Below are 15,315 nucleotides of genomic sequence, written 5' to 3'. Positions count from 1 at the left end.
GGAGCCGACCTGCAAGGGTTCGGCTCCGGCGAGCAGGTTCAGGCGCGGCGGCGCAGCTCGGCCGGCGGCAGACGCAGCATCTGGCGGTACTTGGAGACCGTGCGGCGGGCGATACGGATGCCCTGGGCGCGCAGCTGGATCGCGATATCGACATCGGACAGCGGCGCTTCGGTGCCTTCCTCGGAGATGATTTCCTGGATCAGGGCGCGCACCGCGGTGGCCGAACAGGCCGGGCCGCTGCGCATCTGCAGTTCACGCGAGAAGAAATGCTTGAACTCGAAGCAGCCGCGCGGCGTTTCCATGTGCTTGTTGTTGGTCGCCCGCGACACGGTCGATTCGTGAAGGCCGAGTTCGTCGGCGACCTCACGCAGTACCATCGGCTTGAGGGCGATGTCGCCATGCTGGAAGAAGTCGCTCTGGTGCTCGACGATGCATTCCGCGACGCGCTGGATCGTGTCGAAACGCTGATCCGCGTTGCGCAGGAACCAGCGCGCTTCCTGCAGCTGCTGGGACATCGCCGGGTTGTGCTTGTTGCGCGAGCTGCGCAGCATTTCGGCGTAGCGCTGATTGAGCTGCGCGCGCGGCCGCACGGCCGGATTGAGCTTGACGACGTAACGCCCGCGCCGGCGGACGACGAAGACATCCGGAATCACATAGTCCGCCGCCTTCGGCGAGTAGCGGCTGCCGGGTTGCGGATCGAGGCGGCGGATCAGCGCACAGGCGGCGCGCACGCGGGCCTCGTCGTGGTTGAGCTTGCGGTATAGCGCGCCGTAGTCGTGGCGCGCCAGCAGCGTCAGGTGATTGCTGAGAATTTCCATCGCCAGTTCGCGCTCGCCCTCGGCGGAATCCAGCGCGCGCAGCTGCAGGTTCAGGCAGTCGACCAGGTCGCGGGCGCCGACGCCGACCGGATCGAGGCGACGCACCAGCGCAATTGCCTCCTCGACCTCGTCCGGCGACAGCGGCGGCTGGATGTCGACCGCGGCCAGCGAAGCACTGACGTCGTCGCGCAGGTAGCCGTCTTCGTCGAGCGTGTCGATGACGATCTCGGCGCCGACGACGATCCGCTCGGCGGCGCGCGAGGCGTATAGCTGCTGGCGCAGGTGTTCGCGCAGGCCGGTCTTCTCGGGCACCCAGCTGAGGTCAGTGCCGTCGACGGTCGAGCCCGCGGCGCGGGTCCGCTCGAAGGCGCTGCCGAGGCTGGAGCCGTCCCAGTCGTTGGCGGTGGCTTCCTCGGGCGCTGCGTCGTCGGCGTGGTCCGCGAGCTGCGTATCGGCAACCACCGGCGCGGGTTCCTCGATTTCCTCGAGGAACGGATTGCTCGACAGGGAGTCGCGGAGCTCCTGGTGGAACTCGACCGCCGACAGCTGCAGCATGCGGATCGCCTGCTGCAGGCGCGGCGAGATCGACAGGGATTGTTTGGTGGAAAGCGACAGCGCGAGACTCATGAGATCCATCTCCTTTGCGGCGTTCCCGCCGGCTTGAATATCCGTATTCGCTTGATGCTCGTTCCACCTCTGTTGCAGCAGCCATGCCAAGCCCTGCCTGAGACTTCGGGCATTGAAAATGCTGGGGTTTTGGTTCTGCGCCGACGGCGTCGGTGATCTGTGGCCGGGTATCCTGCCTGCTTGCCGCAGGACGATGCTGCGTTCTGCAAGTCGGGCCTGATCCTTGCTGATCAGGCCCTTTGGGCGCCGCTTCAGGCGGCCTTGTCGTCCGCTCTTGCGTCGTACTGCTTGCGCTTGCGATACAGCGTCGAGCTGTCGATGCCGAGCAGGCGCGCAGCCGCTTCCAGCGAGGGCGCGCTGCCGATCACCGCCTCGATATGCGCACGTTCGAGTTCCTGCAGGCTCACCGCGTCTCCCGCGCGCAGGCCCATCGCCGCCGGCGGCCGTTCACGGGCGAACGGCAGATGTTCGGGGCCGATCGTTTCTCCCCCGCTGACAATCACCGCGCGCTCGATCGCGTTGTGCAGCTCGCGCATGTTGCCGGGCCAGCTGTGCGTCATCAGCAAGGTGATGGCTTCCGGCGAGAAATTCCGCCCCGGCGCGTCGTAGCGTCGCGCCAGTCTCCTCAGCATGCCTTCGGCGATGCGCTGGACATCCTCGCGGCGCTCACGCAACGGCGGCATCGTCAGATTGAAGACGTTGAGGCGGTAGAAAAGATCTTCGCGGAACTTGCCCTGCTCGACCATCTCGGCGAGGTTGCGATTGGTCGCGGCGATGACGCGCACGTTGGCGGTTCGCGTGTTCGGATCGCCGACTCTTTCGTACTCGCGATCCTGCAGGAAGCGCAGCAGCTTGGGCTGCAGGACGGCCGGCAGATCGCCGATCTCGTCGAGGAACAGCGTGCCGCCTTCGGCGATCTGCACGCGCCCCTGGCGATTTTCCGTCGCACCGGTGAACGATCCGCGGACGTGGCCGAACAGTTCGCTGGCGAGCAGCTCCGCGGACAGCGACGGGCAGCTGACCGTCGCGAACACCGCATCCCGGCGTGCGCTCCACTGATGGATCGCACGCGCCAGGACCGTCTTGCCGGTGCCGTTCTCGCCGAGGATCAGCACCGTCGCATCCTTCTCGGCGACGCGCCGCGCCAGCTCCAGCGTCGAATGGACGACCGGGCTGTTCGAGGTGTGGTCGAAACCGTTGTTGTCGTTGGCATCGAGCTGGAACGCGTCCACACGCTGTTCGAGCCGGCGCGCCTGCAACTGCTGGGACACCGCGTGCAGGAGTTCTTCCGGCTGGCAGGGCTTGACCAGATAGTCGACCGCGCCGGCGCGGATGGCCTGGATCGCGGTCGTGACATTGTTGGAGGCGGTGACGACGATGACCTTCATCCAGGGCGCCGCTTCGGACAGGATCGGCAGCAGTTCCAGGCCCGATTCGGTGCCGAGGTGCAGGTCCAGCAGGCAGACATCGAAGACGCCGCGACGCAATGCGGCCTCAGCCTCGGCCGAGGACTTGACGGCGACGGCATCGTGACCGGCGTCCTCGATCACGCGGCGGAACGCGCGCTGGATCGAGACGTCGTCGTCGATCAACAGCAGGCGGGCATGCATAGAGTTTTCTGTGGCCATACATTCGGCTCGGTTTTTTCGTAGCGGCATTGCATCTTGCGAGGTCCGGCTATACGCAAGCTGAACCGTTTTCGGACCAGATGCTCAGGCCGGAATTGCCGGGCTGAGGCGCGCGCGCTGCTCGGCAATGTGCGCCGGAAATTCGGCGAGCAGCACCTCGATACGGGCAATGTCGAAGCTCGACGCGGCGCCGCCCAGCTTGCGCGCGTACTGGACGACGGCCCGACAGCCGTTGCGGCTGCCGATGTCATCGATCGCGCTGGCGAAAGTCCGTACTTCTCCTACCGTCGGGGTGTCGCGCACGTTGGGCCAGCGCTCCTCGAGCAGCTGGTCGAGTTCGATCAGCAGGTGCGGATTCGGCGCCGCCGGCTCTGCTGGCTCGACCGTCTCGGGCATCGCATAGCTGTCGCTGGCGTGCGGCTGATGCGGCGTGCTGGCGATGTCCATCGCACGCACCAGCGTGACCTCGTAGAACGGCTTGACGACGACGGCATCGAAGTGGCCGCGGATGTCGGGCAGCTGGTAGTAGCTCGACGCCGTCACCGCGATCATCCGGGTGTCTCTCAGCCGCGGGTCGGCGCGCAGCCGATCGGTCAGCTCGATGCCGTCCATGCCGCCAAGATGGATGTCGACCAGGGCCACATCCGGCACCCACCCGGCGACGACAGCCAGCGCTTCCGATGCGCTGGCGACCATGCGCACCTCGTGCGGCGATCCAGCGAACATGGCGCCGAACACCTGGCGGTTGAGTTGCTCGTCCTCGATCACGAGGACCTTCTGCGTCGGCAGATCGCATAGCCGCCGCGCCCCGGCGGCCGCGTGCCAGGACTCGACGCAGACCTTCAGGTCCGGCAGCACGATGGCGAAGCACGAACCCTTGCCGACATGGCTGCGCACCTGCACATCGCCGCCCATCGCACGGGCCAGCTGGCGGGTGATGCTGAGCCCGAGCCCGGTGCCGGACACTTCGCCGCGGCCCTTGTGCTGGCTCCAGGAGAACGGCTCGAACACCCGCTCAAGGTCCTCAGCGGGAATACCCTGGCCGAAATCCTCGACCTCGAAACGGCAGCTGACGGTGTCCCTGGCCGCGCCGGCTTCGGCCTTGACGCGGACGATGATCTCGTCGGTTTCACTGTGCTTGAGTGCATTGCTGAGCAGGTTGACGAGCATCTGGCGGACACGGCCACCGTCGAGGCTGAGCACCAGCGGTACCTGCGAGTGGATGTCGGCGATCAGTCGTACGCCGAGGTTCTCGGCCTGCTGCGACATCATCGTGATGACGCCTTCGACCAGATCGCGCGGACGGGACGGCACGCTGCTGACCTCGATGCGGCCGGACTCGATCGTCGACAGGTCGAGAAGGTCGTTGATCAGGCCCAGCAGCGAGCGGGCGCTGCTGGTGATTGCGTCGATGTAATGGCGGTTGGTGGCGTCTTCCAGGCGATCGTGCAGCAGGCCGCCGAAGCCGAAGATCGCATTCATCGGCGTTCTGATCTCGTGGCTGACGTGCGCGAGGAAGGTACTCTTGGCGGCGCTCTCGCTGCGCGAGCGCTGTGCCTGGCGGAACAGCTGTTCCTGGCGCTTCAGCGCATCGAAATGCAGTGCGCCGAGCAGCATGGTGGCGATGATGATCAGCGCCGAGACGACCAGTGCGGTGTTCATCGCCATCGAACGGGCTTCGATATCGGCCTCCACGCGCTCGCGCTGTTCGGCCAGCAGCTTGTGCAGCGCCTGCTCGAGCGTCTGCGTGCTGCGCCTCAGCTGGTCCATCTCGAACTTGCCGAGGTCTTCGCCGACCGGAACCGGGGTCGGCAGCGCCGGTTCGACCGGCACGGCCGGCGCCGTCAGCGCCGCCATTTCGCTGCGCTTGCGGGCCAGCGTCTGGCGCATGCCGTCGAGCAGCATCTGCAGATCCGGCCGATCGGCCAGCAGGCCCTCCAGCAGTTCCAGCTGGCGCGGCAGCGCTGCATCGGCGATCCGGTAGGCCTCGAGCTGGGCCGGGTCGCCGGTCAGCATGTAGCCGCGGTGTCCGGATTCGAGATCGACCGCATAGCCGAGCAGCTTGCGGCTTTCCTCCAGCGTGGTGCGCAGGGCATCGCTCTGCGCCAGATTGGCGCCAAGCCGGTCGGTCAGGTGCTGCGAGTAGCCGGCCGCCGCCAGCACCAGCAGCAGCAAGATCGCGCCGACCGCGACGAGATAGCGCCAGTGCAGCGCGCTGTTGAATGCCTGCGGCTCCTTGCCCGCCTCCGGCTTGCGCGCGGCCGCATCGGCGCCGCGCTCGTGTCCGTGGCCGAGGGGCCGTGGCTTGGGCTTCATTCCAGCGGCTCTCCATCCCTGAGATTCGATCGGTGCCGATGCATCGGCCGATGAGCGCCAATGAAGCACCGAGGGTGGCGCAAGCATCGCGCGGGAAAACCGGACGGCGCCTTAACGGCAACGGTGCCTGAAGCAGGGCCGGGCACGTTACTTGTTAAGGCCTGATTGCCCTGCTCCACCTCCGCCCCAGACCTGACCATGAGTCTTGAACAAACCATCCGCGACTGCGCCGATGAATGCCAGCGCTGCTTCGACAGCTGCACCCAGAGCGCAATGATCTATTGCCTCGAAACCGGCGACGACCATGTGGAGCCCGAACACTTCCGGCTGATGCTGCATTGCGCGGAAATCTGCCGCACCGCCGCCCTGTTCATGCTCGGCGGCTCGTCGCTGCATTCACCCGTCTGTCGCGCCTGCGCCGAAATCTGCCGCGCCTGCGCCGAGAGCTGCGACCAGCTCGACGGCATGGAGGAATGCGCCGCGACCTGCCGCCGCTGCGCGGAGAGCTGCAGCGTCATGTAGGCGCGCAGCCTGCATGACAGGCGCGGGCGGTCATCGCGAATTGCAGTGCGCGCGGCACTCGTCGCGGCTGCAGCCGCGCGGCACGCAAGTTGCGGCCAGGCCAAGACCCCCGATCCGCCTGGAACCCGCATGTCCAATCAGGAACAGATGAACGCTCGCGCCGTCGTCACCGAGGTCATCGCGTCGAGTCCGCACAGCTTCGACGACGCGATCAAGGTCGGACTCAGCCGCGCGCAGGAGAATCTGGAGAACATCAGCGGCGCCCGGGTCGAGGATCACCGGCTCGACATGCGCGACGGCGTCATCACCGGCTATCAGGTCACGCTCAAGCTGAGCTTCGATTCCGATAGCGGCTGAGGGGTGCCGATGCATTCCCGGTAAAGCTGCAGGTATTCCCCCGCGGTCGACGACCAGGAGAACGGCCGCGTCATGCCGCGCTCGCGCAGCTGCTGACGCGTTGCGGCGCTGCCGAGCAGTTGCAGGCCACGCCTGATGCCATAGCTCAGGCCGCCCACATCGGCGTCGCGGAACTGCACGCCGCTGGCGCTGCCATCCTCGAGCGTCGCGTCGGTGGCATCGACCACGGTGTCGATCAGACCTCCCGTCGCGCGGACCACCGGCACCGTCGCGTAGCGCTGCGCATACATCTGCAGCATGCCGCAGGGCTCGAAGCGCGACGGCATCAGCAGCAGATCCGCTGCGGCGAGCGCGCGCCGCACCAGATCCGGGTCATAGCGGTTGCAGAACGCGACGCGCTGCGGCGCACGGGCCTGCAGCTGCCGCAGGCGCTCGCTGACCTGCGCGTCGCCGACGCCGATCAGCACATAACGGGCGTCGAGTTCCAGCAGTTCATCGCCGAGATCGGCGATCAGATCGGCGCCCTTCTGGTCGGTCAGGCGTCCGATGAACGCGACCAGCGGACTCTCCGACTGCTCGATGCCGAGCTCGGCCGCCAGCACGCGCCGGTTGGCGCGCTTGCCGGCACCGACGTCGTCAATGCCGTAGTTATCCGACAGGGCCGGATCGCTGCGCGGGTCCCAGGCCTGCTCGTCGATACCGTTGACGATGCCGCGCAGGCGACCCAGCGCGGCCTGCGCGCGCAGCACGGCGTCGAGCCCGAAACCCTGCTGCGGCTGCTGGATCTCCTGCGCGTAGCTGTGACTGACGGTCGTCGTCATCTCGCTGTGGCGAATGCCGGCGCGCAGGAAAGAACCGTCCGGTCCCCGCACGTCCTGCTTCGCGATGGCAGGCACGTTGCAGCGATGCAGCAGCAGGTCGTCGAACCGGCCCTGGAACGCGAGGTTGTGGATCGACAGCACCGCGCGCGGCGCGCCGCCGAGCTGCTTCAGCCAGGCTGGCGCCAGCGCCACATGCCAGTCATGGACATGCAGCAGATCGGGCGCAAAGCCGTTCCGCAGACAGGCGAAGCGCGCCACCGCTTCGCTGAATGCGGCGAAACGCTGCGCAAGGTCCTCGAGTTCCTGGCCGTCGGCGCGCCGGTAGGGGTCGGCGCATTGGCCGAACAGCTCCGGGATATCGCACCAGTACAGCGGCGCGCCGTTGGCAGTCGTTTCCGATTCGATGATCCGCGCGCGGCGCTCCAGTGCGGGCACTTCGGCGACGACCCGGCCGCGAACCAGCGCGTCATCAAGAAAGCCGTAGCGCGGCATGATGATTCGCGCGTCGATCCCGCAGCCGCGTTGCGCACCGGGCAACGCGGCGAGCACATCGCCGAGGCCGCCGGTGGTCGCGAACGGCATGCACTCGACCGCCGCGTGGAGCACACGCAGCTGCGTCGTACCCGCACCGGGCATCGGGGATCCTGCCGTCGTCACGCAAAGGCCTCGGGGACTTGCATCGAAGCCCTTCAGTCTTGGCGCGGCGACTGAACCTTGCGTGAACGATTCAGTCGTTCGGAATCGAGTAGCGCTCGCAGTAGTCGCGGAAGTGCTTGCGCACGCCCTCGGCCGTCAGCCCGAACTCCTGCAGCGAATAGACGTGCCTGCCGTGCTTGTGCTGCGGATTGTCCGCGGCGAGGCGGGTCATGCGCGCTTCGGCCTCGGCGCTCAGCGGCTCGTCGAAGCGTGCATAGAGCTTGCGCATCGTGCCGACCGGATCGCGCAGCTGCTCGCTGTACTGGATGTCGTGGATCGAGTCCTCTCCATACTTCGCGCGATAGGCATTCTGCCGTTCGATCATCAGATCGAAGGTCTGCAACAGGGTCTGCGCGATCTCGCCCATGTCGACCTTGTCGCTGTACATCGGCCGCACCAGACGCAGCAGGCCGCAGGCGGAACCGACGACCTCGACCGGATTGCGATGCGTCATCACCAGCTGCGCGTCCGGATAGACCGCGCGCAGATCGTCGAGGAACAGCGGGTGCCAGGGATTCTTCAGCGTCCAGCGCCCGCCGTTGTGCTCCTGCAGCAGCTGCAGCAGCTGCTTGTGGAACTCGAAGGCATGCCGGTAGCCGGTTTTGTGCAGGAACCAGTCGCTATAGCTCGGGATGTTGAGAATGGAATCGAAGATCTCGGCGCAGAACGACAGCTGCATCGCGTACTGGCATTCGGTCGGGCTGTCGGCCTCCTCGAAGTGCGCGGCGGCGATCTGCGGCGCGATCTTCAGCATCGCATCGAGCATCTGGCGCTGAGCGCCGCAGCGCAGGTCGGTCTGCAGCTCGCCCTGCTTCGCCGGCGGCACCGGGTTGAGCGCCTCCCAGCGCAGCAGGCAGCGGCGCATCGGGTCGGCGCTCAGCAGGTTGATCGTCAGCGTCGTGCCGGTGCGCGGCAGGCCGAAGACGAACATCGGTTTCTCGACCGGGCGCTGCAGCAGCTCGGGCTTCTTCTTCAGGTAATCGACGATGCGCAGGCGATTGGCGAGGATGCCGATCAGGTTCTCGCGCCAACGCATCGCGCCGGCAGCAGACAGCCTCGCTTCGTCGTTGGAGGCCTTGACGAGCACCTCCAGGCCTTCGAGCACCTGCGGATCGCCGACGTCGGAAAGTCCGGTCGCCTTGCGCGCGCTGTCGATGATGTCGGTCGTGTTCATGGTTCAGGATTCAGTGCGTGCTGCGAGCACGGCATCGGCCGTGGCGATTTCCGATCGCAGCCACATGGTCTCGCTGAGATTGGCCCCGCCGGATTCGGCCAGCAGCCGCTGCAGCGCGGCCTTGCGAACTTCCAGCGCGGGGTGGCATTGCGGCTCCGCGCCGAGCGCGACGTCGAGCAGGTGCAGCGCTTCCAGCGGCCGACCGGCGTCGAGATGCCGTTGCGCACGAACGGAGAGCACGGCTGCGCCGCCAGCCAGCTCGGCCAGATCGGCGTCGACGGCGCGCCGCGGCACGCCATACAGCGCAGTCGTCGAGTCGTAGTGGAACCAGCCGGAGTATTCCTCCCAGATGCTGCGCACCGCCCAGGCGACCTTGCCATGCGGCTCGCCCAGCTTCAGTGCCTCCGGAAGCTTGATCTCGCGCATCAGCGCGTGCACGTCCTTGCCGTCATTCATGCCGGCGACGACGGCGTCGTGCAGATGCGTGACGGCGGCATGCATGCGGTCGAGGTTCTCGCGGATCAGCGCGGCGCCGCGAATCGGTTCGCCGTGGCCGGTGATCAGCAGTTCCGCGCCGAGATGCCTGACCGCATCGAGCGAGCGCAGGTAGCGCCGCACCGAGCGCGGTCGATCGCCGCGCACGGTGACCAGATTCGGCACCGACAGGAATACCGGGCCGAAGAGATTGCCGCTGAACAGCACGCGTTCCTGCGGCAACCAGACCACCAGCGAGTCGAGCGCCTCGCCGCCCGGCGTTGAGATCAGCTCGAAGCGGCGGCCGCCCTGCTCGAACGCATGCTGGCGATCGACGACGACGTCGGGCTCGATCAGCGGCGGCATCGTCGGCGGGCCCTTGCGCTTGATCGTCGAACCCCAGAGCTTGAACGAGCGGCGGCGGAAGTACGGCGCGAGCCGGTGGAAGTCCGCGCAGGTATCGGCGAAATGGCGTTGCGCGATGATTTCAGTCTCCGCCTCGCGCAAGGCCGGCACGCCGCCGTAGTGATCGGGATGTCCCTGCGTGACGACGATGCGCCGCAGCGGACCGCTGCGCACTTTCTCCAGCAGCGATCGGTTGCGCTCGGCGCTGTCCATGAAACCGGCGTTGACGAGCACGTCGCCATCCGCGGTGCGCACCAGATAGGCGTTGGAGATGTCGCGCAGCATGAAGATGAAGTCGCCAATGGCGACGGCTTCGGTCTGGCCTTCGCCGGCCTGCACCAGCGCCGCGAGCGCCGGCTTGCTGTCTTCGCTGCTCACGGGCCGAACTCGATCATGACCTTGGCCGACGCCGGCGTGCTCGCAACGCCCAGCGCTTCGATGACGCGGCCGAACGGAAAGCGATGGCTGATCAGCGGCGCGGCCTTGTCACGCAAACGCGGCAGCGCGGCGACGACGTCCGCCATCTCGGTCGGATAGCCGACGGCGGTCGTGATCGTCATCTCGGTCGTCAGCATCGCGCCGAGGTCGAGTTCCACCGGCTTCATGTAGGCGGCGGTGACAACCATGCGCGACTGGTATTTCGCCATGCGCACGACGTCGGACAGGATGTTCGGCGCGCCGGCGGCGTCGATGAACGCATCGGTGCCGACGGCTTCACGGCTGAACACGCGCGCCGAACCGTGCAGTTCGATCAGCTTGGCCTTGAGGTCGACTTTCGTCGGATCGAACGCGGCGCGCGCGCCGAGCGCGAGTGCGCGCTGCAGGCGCTCCGGCGCCAGATCAAGCGCAACGACATCGCTGACGCCGCGATCGATCAGCCACAGGATCATGCCGAGGCCGATCGGCCCGCAGCCGAACACGACGACCTTGTCGCCTGCCTTGACCTGCGCGCGGTTGACGCCATGCAACGCGACCGCCAGCGGCTCGGTCAGCGCGGCGATCTCGTACGGCAGGTCCTGCGGAATCGGCAGCAGGCTGTCGCCGATGCGCGCGTCGCGGACCAGCAGCTCTTCGGTGAACGCGCCTTCCGGCCCGCCGCTGCCGATGTAGCTCGGCGTCATCATCGGATTGATGACGACGCGCTGGCCGACGCTGACGCCTTGCACCGCGGCGCCGACCGCAACGACTTCGCCCGCCGCCTCGTGGCCCAGCGGCGTCACGCCATCCGGCTTGCGATGGATGCCGCCGATCTTGATGTAGCTGAGGTCGCTGCCGCAGATGCCGCAGGCCTTGACCCGGATGACGACGTCGGACTGGCCAGGCGTGGGCGCGGCGACCGGATCGAGGCGGACGTCGTCGACGCCGTGGATGTTGAGGATCTGTCCCATCAGAGCATCACCATGCAGCCGCCGTCGATCGTCAGCGTGTCGCCGGTGTGGAACGACGACGCATCGCTGGCGAGATAGGCCGCGACACCTTCGAAGTCCGCCATGTAGCCGGGCCGCGGGATGGCGTTCTTGATCAGCATGAACTTGTCGAGCGGACTCAGCTCGCCGGTGCCGGTCATGCCGGTTTTCACGTAACCCGGCGCGATCGAGTTCGCGCGGATGCCGTACTTGCCGAACTCGACCGCCATCGAGCGCACGATCGCACCCATGCCGCCTTTCGAGCCGGCGTACGACGGCTTGCCGGCAAGGCCCTTGTACATCGACAGGCTGCCGCAGAAGATCAGCGAGCCACCGGGCTCGCCGGCTTCCGCGCGCTTGACCATCAGCCGTGCACCTTCGCGCAGCGTCAGGTAAGCGCCGGTCAGGCTGACGTCGAGGAAGTCCTTGAACGCCTGAGTCGACAGATCGAGCATCGAGCGCGTCTGCGGCGGCGGCAGGCCGGCGTTGGCGATGACGCAGTCGACGCGGCCGTGCGCCTGCATGACCTCCGCGTAGCCGGCGACGGTCTGCTCCTCCGACGACACATCGACCCGGTGCGTCGTCACGGCGACGCCGAAGGCTTCCAGTTCCTTCTTCGCCTCGGCGTTCTTCTCGGCGTTGCGCGCCCAGATCGCAAGGCTGCCGCCCTGCTTCGCGATACCGCGCGCAAAACCGAGACCGAGACCGCTGTTGCCGCCGGTGATGACGGTGACCTTGCCGCTGAGATCGAACAAACCCTTGGACATGACGCACTCCGAATTCCTTGCTGGGAATTCTTGGGGCCACAGCCCTGTCAGGCCAGCGGGATCGATGTCTGCAGAGAGTCGGAATGTCGACAACCGGCCATGGCGTCCGCGAAACCGGCGCAAACACAAAGGGGATGCCTGCGCATCCCCTTCGTTTCAGCGTTGCGGCAAAACTCGCCGGCTGTCGATCAGCGATCGATCATCGATCGCGCACCGGATAGACGAAGGCCTGCGCCTGCGTGCCGGTGCCGGAATGCGCGGGCGGTGCCGGCAGCGGCGCGCCGCCGACGACGACGCGGCCCTGGTCGTCGAAGTACTTCAGCCACGACACGGTCTTTTGCTTGCCCTGACCCGGCGCGCGGTAGTCGCAGACGCCGTCGGCGAACAGTTCCTCGAGCTGCTGCCATTCGGCGTCGCTGAACGGGATCAGGCCGTAGTCGTCGTTGCGGTCGAGCGGCTTGAGCACGCAGTCGAAGTTGTCCGCGGTGTTGGTGTCGCCGGCGACGGTGCGCGGCGTGCCGTAGGCGTACAACGGCTGCAGCAGGTCAATGCATTCCTGGCCGAGGATGCGCTGACCGTCGGCGAGCGCGCAGGAGTCCTGCACGTCGCCGGGGCGATGGATCGACAGCTTGTCGGCAATCGGCGTGTCGGAGGTGTCGGCTTCGACGGCGGACAGCCATTCATCCATCGCGTCGAGGCCCTTGTAGACGTACTGCAGGTCGCCGAGCAGCGGCACCGGTCCGGCCCACATGACGTGATTACGCGCGCTGCCGTGCTCGCGTTCGATGCGCCAGCGCACCCACCAGGCATGCACGGAGTCGTGGGCGATGCCCGGATCGGGGCCGACGAAGTTGATGATCGCGACGGTGTCGAGATTGTTCGCCATGTCGATCATGCCGCTGCGATACGCGTTGGCGACCGCGAGCGGATCGGCCTTGGTGCGCGCCGTCTGCGGCTGGATGTCGACATCGAGGCCGCCGATCTTGACGTTGAGGTCGACGAACATCGCCGGCGTGATCAGGCCCGCACGCAACGCGTTGAGGCCGTACTGCACGCCGGTGTTGCCGAGCGGGATGCCGGTGAAACCCTTGCCGATCTGCTGCTCGACGGCGGTCCAGACGTCCGGCTCGCGCGCGCCGAGGATGTGCGGGATCCATTCGATGATGCCGCAGCGCTGGCCGGTGGGATTGGTCACCGGATCGTAGGTGTCTTCGCCGTAGCAGTCGCCGGTGACGCGCGTCGCGTCCTGGAACAGGCCGGTGTCGGCGACGATCGCATTGATGTGCGTCAGATGGCCTTCGACCGGACCCCACAGCACCGGATTCCAGATCACGCCCGGCGCCCAGCGCGCGGGCGCCTCGAAGTACTTGCGCATCAGATGCAGGTCGGCGAACTGCAAGCCGGCCGACAGCGAATCCGGGTACGCGCACATCGTCAGCAGGCCTTGGTACAGGCCCGGATACGCGTTGGCGATCGTGACCTGCGCGATCGAGCCGCCCGAGCAGCCGGTGCCGATCGTGTAGCGCAGCGGTCCGTACTGCTCGACGAAGCGTTCCTTGGCCATCATGATCGACTCGGCATTGAGCGCCACGTCGCAGTTGTGGCCGGTGTTGGCGAGCGCGGTCGACATCACCGCATAGCCCTCGCCGAGTGCGTAGATGTAGCTCGGCTCGATCAGCGGGATATCGCCAAAGGTGCCGGAGTAGTCGTCGAGTGGCGCACCGCCGGGTGTGTACGAGGCCCCGCAATTGCCGCCGTGCGTGACCAGCATCTTGCCGTTCCACTGCGACTGCGGCGCCCAGGGCAGCCAGGGTTCATCGGGTTTGTAGAGCGTCAGAATCTTGTACTGGTCGCTGTCCTGGTAGCCCAGTTCCTGGCGCACGATGAATGGCACCGTCTCGCCGTTCTGCGTTGTCGTCGTCGCGACGTTGTCGGGCGGATTGGCCGGATCGTAGGGCAGCAGCTCGGTGCCCAGCGTCAGCACCGGAATGCCTTCGAGGTTGTCGACGAAGGCCGTCGGCCGGTACAGGAATGTGTACTCCGCCGGCTGGTTGCAATGCACGTCGGTCGCCGCGTCCTGGCAGCGGATGCGCTTGATTTCCGGCCGCGAGAAGATCGGCCCTTCGTTCGGATAGTTGCGGATCACCGCCCGCCCCGCGGCACCGCCGCCGAGGCGGGCGACCAGCGTGTTCTCGCCGACGCGCAGGCCCTCGACCAGGCCCATCACGCGCCCGTTCTCGCGGCGCGCGAAACGGCTGCTGACGTCCGAACCGTTCAGCGTCACGCGCAGCGCGTCCAGCGAAGCACCGTCGGCGACGCCAAGTTCCACCAACGCATCGCCGCCGCTGATCAGGTCCGCGCGATTCGACAGCACTTCGACGGTCGGCGCCGTGCCGCCGCCCTGTCCGGGCGACCCGCCGGTGTCCGAAACGGGTTCGCTAGAACCGCAGCCGGCGAGAACCACGCCCGACATCAGGACGGCCAACGCCGTCCCGCGTGCTTTGATCAGCATTCCAAACTCTCCTCAAAGTGATCGGCACCCCGTGAGGTTGCCGCCGTTTGGTCTGGGCGCCTGCGCCCGACCGTTTTTTATGAACCGCAAAGCCAGCCGCGTATTGATATACGGATGCCGCCGCCTTGTATTGCGCGTTCATGCCAAGCCGCATCGAAATCGCGCCACTGCCGGCGCGGGCGCAAGCTTGGGGCGGAGCGGTCCGGGGCCTCGCCGGCTTCAGGACGCACCGCGCGACCGCCCTTCCGGCCGCTTTTCAATGTCGACAACCGGCCATGTCGTCGGCAACACTGGTCCGGGATCGGTCCGGGGAGTGCTTACTGATGGTCAGGCGGAGCAGCAAATGAAGGCCAGCGAAGCGCTGCAGCGACTGGCGCAGCTCCCGCAGTTCCAGGCCTCGAAGACCGGCAAATCGGGCCTCGTCTGGCGCGTGCTCAACCTGGAAACCAACGTCGGATACACAGGCCGCTTCACCGCGGACCGCGAGGTCGACGACGAACAGGGCCTGCAGTCTTTCGGCAATGCCAGCGCGGGCGGCGGCAGCGAGCCGATTCTGGGCGAGAAGCTGCGCGCGCTGGTCGAGTATTTTGAGAGACGGGCGGCGAAGTAGTGGGCCGTGCCGGGCAGCTGGCGCCGGCATCGCAGCAATCAAAAAGCCCGACCGAGACATCGCTCGATCAGGCTCTAAGTAGCTGATTCTGGTGCGCCCGACAGGGAGCGTGTCCGGATTTTTGTGTAAACGGCGGGTGGGTTAACGGATAGGCATCCTGTCTTCGAACTGGATGGTAAATC

The 15,315-nt window shown here is 66.8% G+C and carries 12 protein-coding genes; 3 read left to right on the top strand and 9 right to left on the bottom strand.

The features are described from left to right. Positions 1-38: 38 nt before the first annotated feature. The 3 genes from rpoN to AC3WUF_RS15590 form a co-directional block, all read right to left on the bottom strand. Positions 39-1,445, bottom strand: coding sequence for an RNA polymerase factor sigma-54 (rpoN, locus tag AC3WUF_RS15600; protein WP_492427237.1), 1,407 nt, complete (start codon positions 1,443-1,445; stop codon positions 39-41). A 251-nt stretch (positions 1,446-1,696) separates the two neighbouring features. Further along, on the bottom strand, positions 1,697-3,073 hold the full coding sequence (locus tag AC3WUF_RS15595) for a sigma-54-dependent transcriptional regulator (protein ID WP_492427235.1): 1,377 nt from the start codon (positions 3,071-3,073) through the stop codon (positions 1,697-1,699). 84 nt (positions 3,074-3,157) lie between these two features. After that, entirely contained in the window at positions 3,158-5,389 is a 2,232-nt protein-coding gene (locus tag AC3WUF_RS15590) for an ATP-binding protein (protein WP_492427234.1), read from the bottom strand. Positions 5,390-5,587: 198 nt separating this feature from the next. On the opposite strand from AC3WUF_RS15590, the gene AC3WUF_RS15585 reads away from it, so the two are divergent. Together AC3WUF_RS15585 and AC3WUF_RS15580 are read left to right on the top strand one after the other, a co-directional pair. After that, positions 5,588-5,911 (top strand): four-helix bundle copper-binding protein, encoded by a 324-nt coding sequence (locus tag AC3WUF_RS15585; protein WP_492427232.1) that lies wholly within the window; start codon positions 5,588-5,590, stop codon positions 5,909-5,911. A 129-nt stretch (positions 5,912-6,040) separates the two neighbouring features. Further along, positions 6,041-6,268: a dodecin family protein gene (locus AC3WUF_RS15580; protein ID WP_492427230.1), complete on the top strand. Its 228-nt coding sequence runs from the start codon at positions 6,041-6,043 to the stop codon at positions 6,266-6,268. Here the strand turns inward: AC3WUF_RS15580 and AC3WUF_RS15575 are convergent. The 6 genes from AC3WUF_RS15575 to AC3WUF_RS15550 form a co-directional block, all read right to left on the bottom strand. Continuing rightward, the gene (locus AC3WUF_RS15575; protein ID WP_492427228.1) at positions 6,226-7,725 is read right to left on the bottom strand and encodes a glycogen synthase; all 1,500 of its coding nucleotides are present in this window, start codon (positions 7,723-7,725) and stop codon (positions 6,226-6,228) included. The genes AC3WUF_RS15580 and AC3WUF_RS15575 overlap by 43 nt on opposite strands. 91 nt (positions 7,726-7,816) lie before the next feature. Then, positions 7,817-8,959, bottom strand: coding sequence for a sulfotransferase family protein (locus tag AC3WUF_RS15570; RefSeq protein WP_492427226.1), 1,143 nt, complete (start codon positions 8,957-8,959; stop codon positions 7,817-7,819). 3 nt (positions 8,960-8,962) lie between these two features. Further along, positions 8,963-10,216, bottom strand: a complete 1,254-nt coding sequence (locus tag AC3WUF_RS15565) for an MBL fold metallo-hydrolase (protein WP_492427224.1) — start codon at positions 10,214-10,216, stop codon at positions 8,963-8,965. Continuing rightward, complete coding sequence (locus AC3WUF_RS15560) at positions 10,213-11,226, bottom strand: zinc-dependent alcohol dehydrogenase (RefSeq protein ID WP_492427222.1); 1,014 nt, start codon at positions 11,224-11,226, stop codon at positions 10,213-10,215. The genes AC3WUF_RS15565 and AC3WUF_RS15560 overlap by 4 nt, the downstream gene beginning before the upstream one ends. Further along, positions 11,226-12,011, bottom strand: coding sequence for an SDR family NAD(P)-dependent oxidoreductase (locus tag AC3WUF_RS15555; RefSeq protein ID WP_492427220.1), 786 nt, complete (start codon positions 12,009-12,011; stop codon positions 11,226-11,228). Before AC3WUF_RS15555 ends, AC3WUF_RS15560 begins: the two co-directional genes overlap by 1 nt. 199 nt (positions 12,012-12,210) lie before the next feature. Further along, positions 12,211-14,523: a DUF6351 family protein gene (locus AC3WUF_RS15550; protein ID WP_492427218.1), complete on the bottom strand. Its 2,313-nt coding sequence runs from the start codon at positions 14,521-14,523 to the stop codon at positions 12,211-12,213. A 343-nt stretch (positions 14,524-14,866) separates the two neighbouring features. Here AC3WUF_RS15550 and AC3WUF_RS15545 point away from each other — a divergent pair, with 343 nt between their 5' ends. Continuing rightward, positions 14,867-15,133 carry a hypothetical protein gene (locus AC3WUF_RS15545; protein ID WP_492427216.1) on the top strand — a complete coding sequence of 89 codons (267 nt, stop codon included), beginning with the start codon at positions 14,867-14,869 and terminating at the stop codon, positions 15,131-15,133. The last annotated feature ends 182 nt before the right edge of the window (positions 15,134-15,315 follow it).

Source organism: Fontimonas sp. FW305-C-3, from assembly GCF_058783185.1.
This window is presented reverse-complemented; position numbering and strand designations above follow the sequence as displayed.